Consider the following 4,951-nt stretch of genomic DNA (forward strand, 5'->3'; position numbering starts at 1 on the left):
AAGTGCTCAACCCCACAGCGCTGTACGCCGACTTTCTCTACAACGCCCTGGGCCAACGCACCCTAAAACGCACCTACCTCACCAGTGGCGCGCTCGACTTCACCATCACCCACCTCTACGGCGCCGACGGCCAACTGCTCGGCCAAGTGCGCTACAACAACCTGGGCAAAAAGACCTCCGCGTTGTACTGGATCTGGCTCGATGGCATGCCGCTGGCGGAAGTTGAATTCAAATACAACACCGGCACGGGTGCGGTCACTAGCACTAGCCAGTACTACCTGCATAGCGACCACCTCAATACGCCGCGCCTGGCGACTAACCAAGCGCAAACCTTGCTGTGGAGCTGGGACAGTGATGCGTTTGGGTTGGGTAACCCAAATGGCGATCCGGATGGCGATGGGGTTGTTGTCGATATCCCGCTGCGCTTTCCGGGGCAGATATTCGAGGCGTATAGCAACCTGAACTACAACTACTTTAGGGACTACGATCCGGATAAAGGGCGCTATGTACAGAGCGATCCGATTGGGCTTGAGGGGGGGTTGAATACGTACGGATATGTGTTGGGTAACCCAATTAGTTTCGCGGACCCAAGCGGGCTTGCACCTTGCCCTCCTGGCACAGTCTCTCCTGGCACCCCGTGTTACATGTCAGATCCCAGCGGTAAAACGGGGTATCCAAATGAAGGTCGTTGCGCAACGGGAGACTGCGCTGCGAATATCCCTCGCCAAAATGACCTGCGCGGCCCGGATTTTGTTAATTTTCAAGTTGATATGTGTCTGGTCAGCGCGTGGGGCACATTCAGTCGAGATGGTAATTCATACGCCGGATTTGGCTTTAATCGAACATATCCGTCAGCGTTGAACCTTTCTGGCAGTGTCAGCCTAGGATGGCTAAATCGCGGATATGTGCGAGAGGGCGACGTGAATAATTTCTTAAGTGGCTATGCCGCAAATGGAACTAAGGCTTACTACTATGTAGGTGGAGGTGTCGCTTACTCACCTGGAAATGGCACCGCTACAATGATCGGAGTTGGTGCTGGGGCTAGCAAGGGTGCATCTAGTAATAATGGTGGAAGCGCAGGGGCTGGCAACTCTTACAATCAGGGTGAGACAGGAGTTAAATGGTAATGTTTGGTGGATTCTCAGGCGGGGACTTAGATAAAAAAGCTGTCAGGCCTTGGCTTGTTATTTTTTTGGCTTTATTTATCGGAGTGGTAGTTGTTTACTTGATTTATACAAATAAATAAATATTTGTATTTAGTCTGTGGTTAGTTGATGGCGTCATTAGCTAAGGGCAGCTTTAACTCGCCGCGCATCAGATTCGCGCGACGAGTTAAAGGAGGTGTTTATAGGACGTAGTTTTTCACGTCGTTATATTATCGTCGCGCTGGCGAGGTGTTCTTCCGTCTGCTGTGGAGGATGGGCCTGAAAGGCCTGTGAAAAGGGGACGGATTTATTTAACGACTCTAATTTAGAGTCGATCAATAAATCCGCCCCGCCTTTGTTGTGCTGCCCTTTTCACCTACGGCGTCTTCCAGTTCAGATCGAAATACTGAGGTTGATTACCGATGTTCGTATCAAGCACTTTGTTCCAGCCCATGCGGTTTTGTATGTTGATAATCAGATGTGCGGGAACAACACCATCGGAGCCGCGAACAACGAGTTGGTCACCTGGCAGGAGATTCCTCACTACTAATCTCAGATCGACCTGACCGTACTCGCCACCTGTCTTGCGGAAGTTCAGCGTGAGGCGATAAGGAAAAAGACCGTAAAGCTCGTCTCCCGCATCCGTGTCAGACAGCAATATATCAACGGCGCCTTGCCGCTCGCTGCTGAGAACGCTTGAAAGCTGGAATGCACGTCGCGTAGCAACCGAGGGTGGCTTCCCGCCTTGGTACATTTCCATAAAGAACTTAGTGGTGTTCTTCAGTTCGATGTGAACATAGGTACTGACATCTACCGCTTGTGCGTTTTCGCTGGCGTCCATGTTTGCCCCGGCAGTTTTGCTAGTTCAATCAATATAGTCGTACTGCAGCAACGCGGACATGTACGGCCACGGCTAATGCCGATTCGCCTTTAGCTTTTGCTAAGACTGGCGATCCGCTCGCCTTAGGCCGCGGAGGATTGTTCTAATTTTTCTTCGACAGTAGCGCGTTGGCGCGCGAGCAGGCGGGCATTCTCGCCGCACCGTTTGACCCGCATGCGTCGGATGAGGCGCGCGCCAGGGGCATTCTGGCCTTTGTGTATCAGCACGCCACGGTGTTGTTTGAGGGCGGGCACACCTATTTGTTGCTCGACCCGGCTAATCGGGCCAAAGACATTGTGTGGGTGAAGCCGACGGTGGCTGGAGTGGAGGAAGTGTGTGTGATGCGGCGGGTGGGGGAGCGGCGTTGAGGGCGGTGTATGGGTGGGCACAACACACCCTACGGTGCGGTGCAGCTTTAAAGAAGGGGAAACGCGCCCCTTCTCTGCACGCAAGGCGAGCTGCTTATAACGCCGCGTGGCCTGCTTCACTCGCACCGTTCTGGCAGGCTTTTACCAGTGCCTTGGCCAGTTCGCTGAGGTGTTGGACGACGGCCGCTTCGTGGCTTTTGTCGATAAAGGCGTCGGCGGCGGTGAGGCGTTCGACGTAGAGCATAAGGTTGGCGGCCAGTTCGAGGGCGTCTTCGATGGGTACGCCAGGGTTGACGGATAACAGCGCGGCGCTGTCGGGTTTGCAGAAGTGTTGGCGGGTGGTTACGGCAGTTGTTCCATTCATAGGTGTCACTCCAGTCGGTTAAAAGACTGCCACCTTGTAACCATGCAAAAAGGTGGCAGTTGCACGCGGGTTGATCGACCGGAGGTAAAGGCAAGCAAAAGACCGGCACACCCGAAGGTGTCCCGCGCACAACCGCCATAAAACAGCAGACATAAAAAACGCCCACTTTTTATAGCAGACGCTGGCGCCTGCTTGCCTTTCCCTTTCCGGCGATCAAACCGGATCGCTGAACATTCAGCGATGGCGAACTGTAGGCCGGGCGGTGGGGTGTTTCTGTCGGCTGCGGCGGGCAGAGGCGAAGGCAACGGCGTACAAATCGCTATCGAAACGAGCGTAGGGTGGCGACATCCATTACATAACCCCCGTGGGTGGTATGGGCGAGCAGGTAGACGGGAGATCTGTAGGTTGGGTTGAACCGCAGGTGAAGCCCAACATCTAGCGGCGCGTATCGGTCCCAGAAACGTGCGCGGCGCCAGATGTTGGGCTTCGCTACGCTCACCGCACGCGGACCGACCCAACCTACTACTGCTCACAAATCGCTATCGAAACGACCGTAGGGTGTGCTGTGCGCACCATGGCGTATCGGCGTCAATCGCTCGGTGCGCACAGCACACCCTACGGGGCAGCCCTACGACGTTCATTTAGCCCTTTCGCGCTTGCAAAAATGCCATAAACGCTTCGCGGCTGGTGTAGCGCGGTTGGTAGCCGAACTCTTCTTTGAGGCGACGGTTGTTGAGCACGGGGCGGTAGCGCAGGAAGTCGAGTTGTTCGGGGCCGTATTGGCTGAGGCCGAGTGGTTTAAGCAGGCGCAGTGCGCCGCTGATCAAGCCGGCGGGCAGCGGGCGGTAGGGTTTGCCGAGGATGGCGGCGATTTCTTGCAGGCTCAGGGCGCCGTCGCCGGCCAGGTTGTAGATGCCGTGGGCACCGCTTTCCAGGCCTTGGCGGATGATGGCGACCACGTCTTGGTCCCAGATAAATACGAAGCGGCTGTCGCTGCCTTTGATGCCGAGCACGCTGCGCTTTTTGAACATATCGGTGATCTGGTTGTTCACCCGCTCGCCGAGGATGGTGCCGGGGCGCAGTACCAGTTGCTTGAGCTGTGGGTGGTGAAGGCGGGTGCTGGCCAGCAGCACTTCCACTTCACGTTTGTGTTTGGCGTAGGCGAAGTGGTCGTGGCCGCGCAGGGGGTCGTTTTCGTCGATCCATTCGGCGTTTTCCGGGTAGTAGCCGTAGGCGGCGCCAGAGCTGGTGACGATCAGTTGTTGCACCTGGTTAGCCAGCGCCGCTTCAACGATGGAGCGCGTACCGCCAACGTCAATGGCGTGCAGTTGGGCGTCGCTCATGCCGCGGGGCGGGGTCACGACCGAGGCCAGGTGAACAATGGCGTCGGGCTTCCAAGCGGCGACGCAGTCGAGCACTTGGTTGTGTTGGCTGATGTCGAGCAGCACGGGCTCGACGTTGGCTTTCAGGCCTTGCACGGTTTGCGGGCGGATGTCGGCGGCGATCAGCGTCCACTTAGGTTGCTGGCTGGCCAGTTCGTTAAGCAGTTGCTGGCCAATAAAGCCGGCGGTGCCGGTGATCAGGACGCGCATGCGTGCGGCTCCTCGTTTGCGCCGGCCGCAGCCAACGGGCGGTTGCGCCAGAACAGCACCAGCAGCAGGCCGCTGACCAAGTGCCAGGTGCCCCATAGCGCGGCGACCAAGGCCATGTTGGGCTCGCCGCCGAATTGGGAAAAGATCAGCCCCAGGGCCAGCCCGGAGTTGTGCATGGAAATTTCGATCACCATGGCGCGCAGGTTGGCGCCGCGTTGCCGGGCCAGTTTGGCCATCAGCCAGCCGATACCAATGGCGCTGGCGTTGTGCAGCACGACGATGATGAACACCAGGCCCAAGGAGGCGGTAAACAGCTTCCAGTTGTTGGCCATGGCGCCAAGCACAAAGAAGGCAAAGGCCAGCAGGGCGAAGCGTTTGAACCACGGCATGATGCGCTCGGCGAATGGCGGCCATAGGTTGCCGACCAGCATGCCCAGCGCCAGCGGCAGGCCGAGTAGCCAGAGCAGGCTGAGCAAAATGCTGACGTGGTCGACGTGCAGGGTGCTCAGGCGTTCGGCCAGGTAGGCGCTGGCTTCGGGGTTGGCAGAACTGGTGAGGGCAAAGTTAAGCGGCAGCAGCACCAGGGCGAGCAGGCTGGAGAG

At 57.3% G+C, this 4,951-nt stretch carries 6 protein-coding genes; 2 read left to right on the top strand and 4 right to left on the bottom strand.

The features are described from left to right. Positions 1-1,127: RHS repeat-associated core domain-containing protein (locus tag AAAB16_RS15305; protein ID WP_340664093.1), on the top strand; the 1,127-nt coding region annotated here is incomplete at its 5' end. Positions 1,128-1,521: 394 nt separating this feature from the next. Here AAAB16_RS15305 and AAAB16_RS15310 read toward each other — a convergent pair. Then, positions 1,522-1,986: a hypothetical protein gene (locus AAAB16_RS15310; RefSeq protein WP_340664094.1), complete on the bottom strand. Its 465-nt coding sequence runs from the start codon at positions 1,984-1,986 to the stop codon at positions 1,522-1,524. A 167-nt stretch (positions 1,987-2,153) separates the two neighbouring features. Here AAAB16_RS15310 and AAAB16_RS15315 point away from each other — a divergent pair, with 167 nt between their 5' ends. Continuing rightward, positions 2,154-2,393: a hypothetical protein gene (locus AAAB16_RS15315; protein WP_340664095.1), complete on the top strand. Its 240-nt coding sequence runs from the start codon at positions 2,154-2,156 to the stop codon at positions 2,391-2,393. A 94-nt stretch (positions 2,394-2,487) separates the two neighbouring features. On the opposite strand, the gene AAAB16_RS15320 is transcribed toward AAAB16_RS15315, so the two are convergent. The 3 genes from AAAB16_RS15320 to AAAB16_RS15330 all read right to left on the bottom strand — a co-directional run. Next, a complete protein-coding gene (locus tag AAAB16_RS15320; protein WP_340664096.1) occupies positions 2,488-2,757 on the bottom strand; it encodes a DUF3077 domain-containing protein in 270 nt (89 codons plus the stop codon). Between the two features lie 641 nt (positions 2,758-3,398). Further along, positions 3,399-4,349 carry an SDR family oxidoreductase gene (locus tag AAAB16_RS15325; RefSeq protein WP_340664097.1) on the bottom strand — a complete coding sequence of 317 codons (951 nt, stop codon included), beginning with the start codon at positions 4,347-4,349 and terminating at the stop codon, positions 3,399-3,401. Next, positions 4,337-4,951: bile acid:sodium symporter family protein (locus tag AAAB16_RS15330; RefSeq protein ID WP_340664098.1), on the bottom strand; the 615-nt coding region annotated here is incomplete at its 5' end. The genes AAAB16_RS15330 and AAAB16_RS15325, both read right to left, overlap by 13 nt.

It is taken from the genome of Pseudomonas sp. (genome assembly GCF_037994325.1).
Taxonomy (GTDB): Bacteria; Pseudomonadota; Gammaproteobacteria; order Pseudomonadales; family Pseudomonadaceae; genus Aquipseudomonas.

Excerpts from the sequence above, each read along its gene's own strand:
- AAAB16_RS15325 (WP_340664097.1), bottom strand. The coding sequence starts at position 4,349 with ATGCGCGTCCTGATCACCGGCACCGCCGGCTTTATTGGCCAGCAACTG.
- AAAB16_RS15310 (WP_340664094.1), bottom strand. The coding sequence starts at position 1,986 with ATGGACGCCAGCGAAAACGCACAAGCGGTAGATGTCAGTACCTATGTT.
- AAAB16_RS15320 (WP_340664096.1), bottom strand. The coding sequence starts at position 2,757 with ATGAATGGAACAACTGCCGTAACCACCCGCCAACACTTCTGCAAACCC.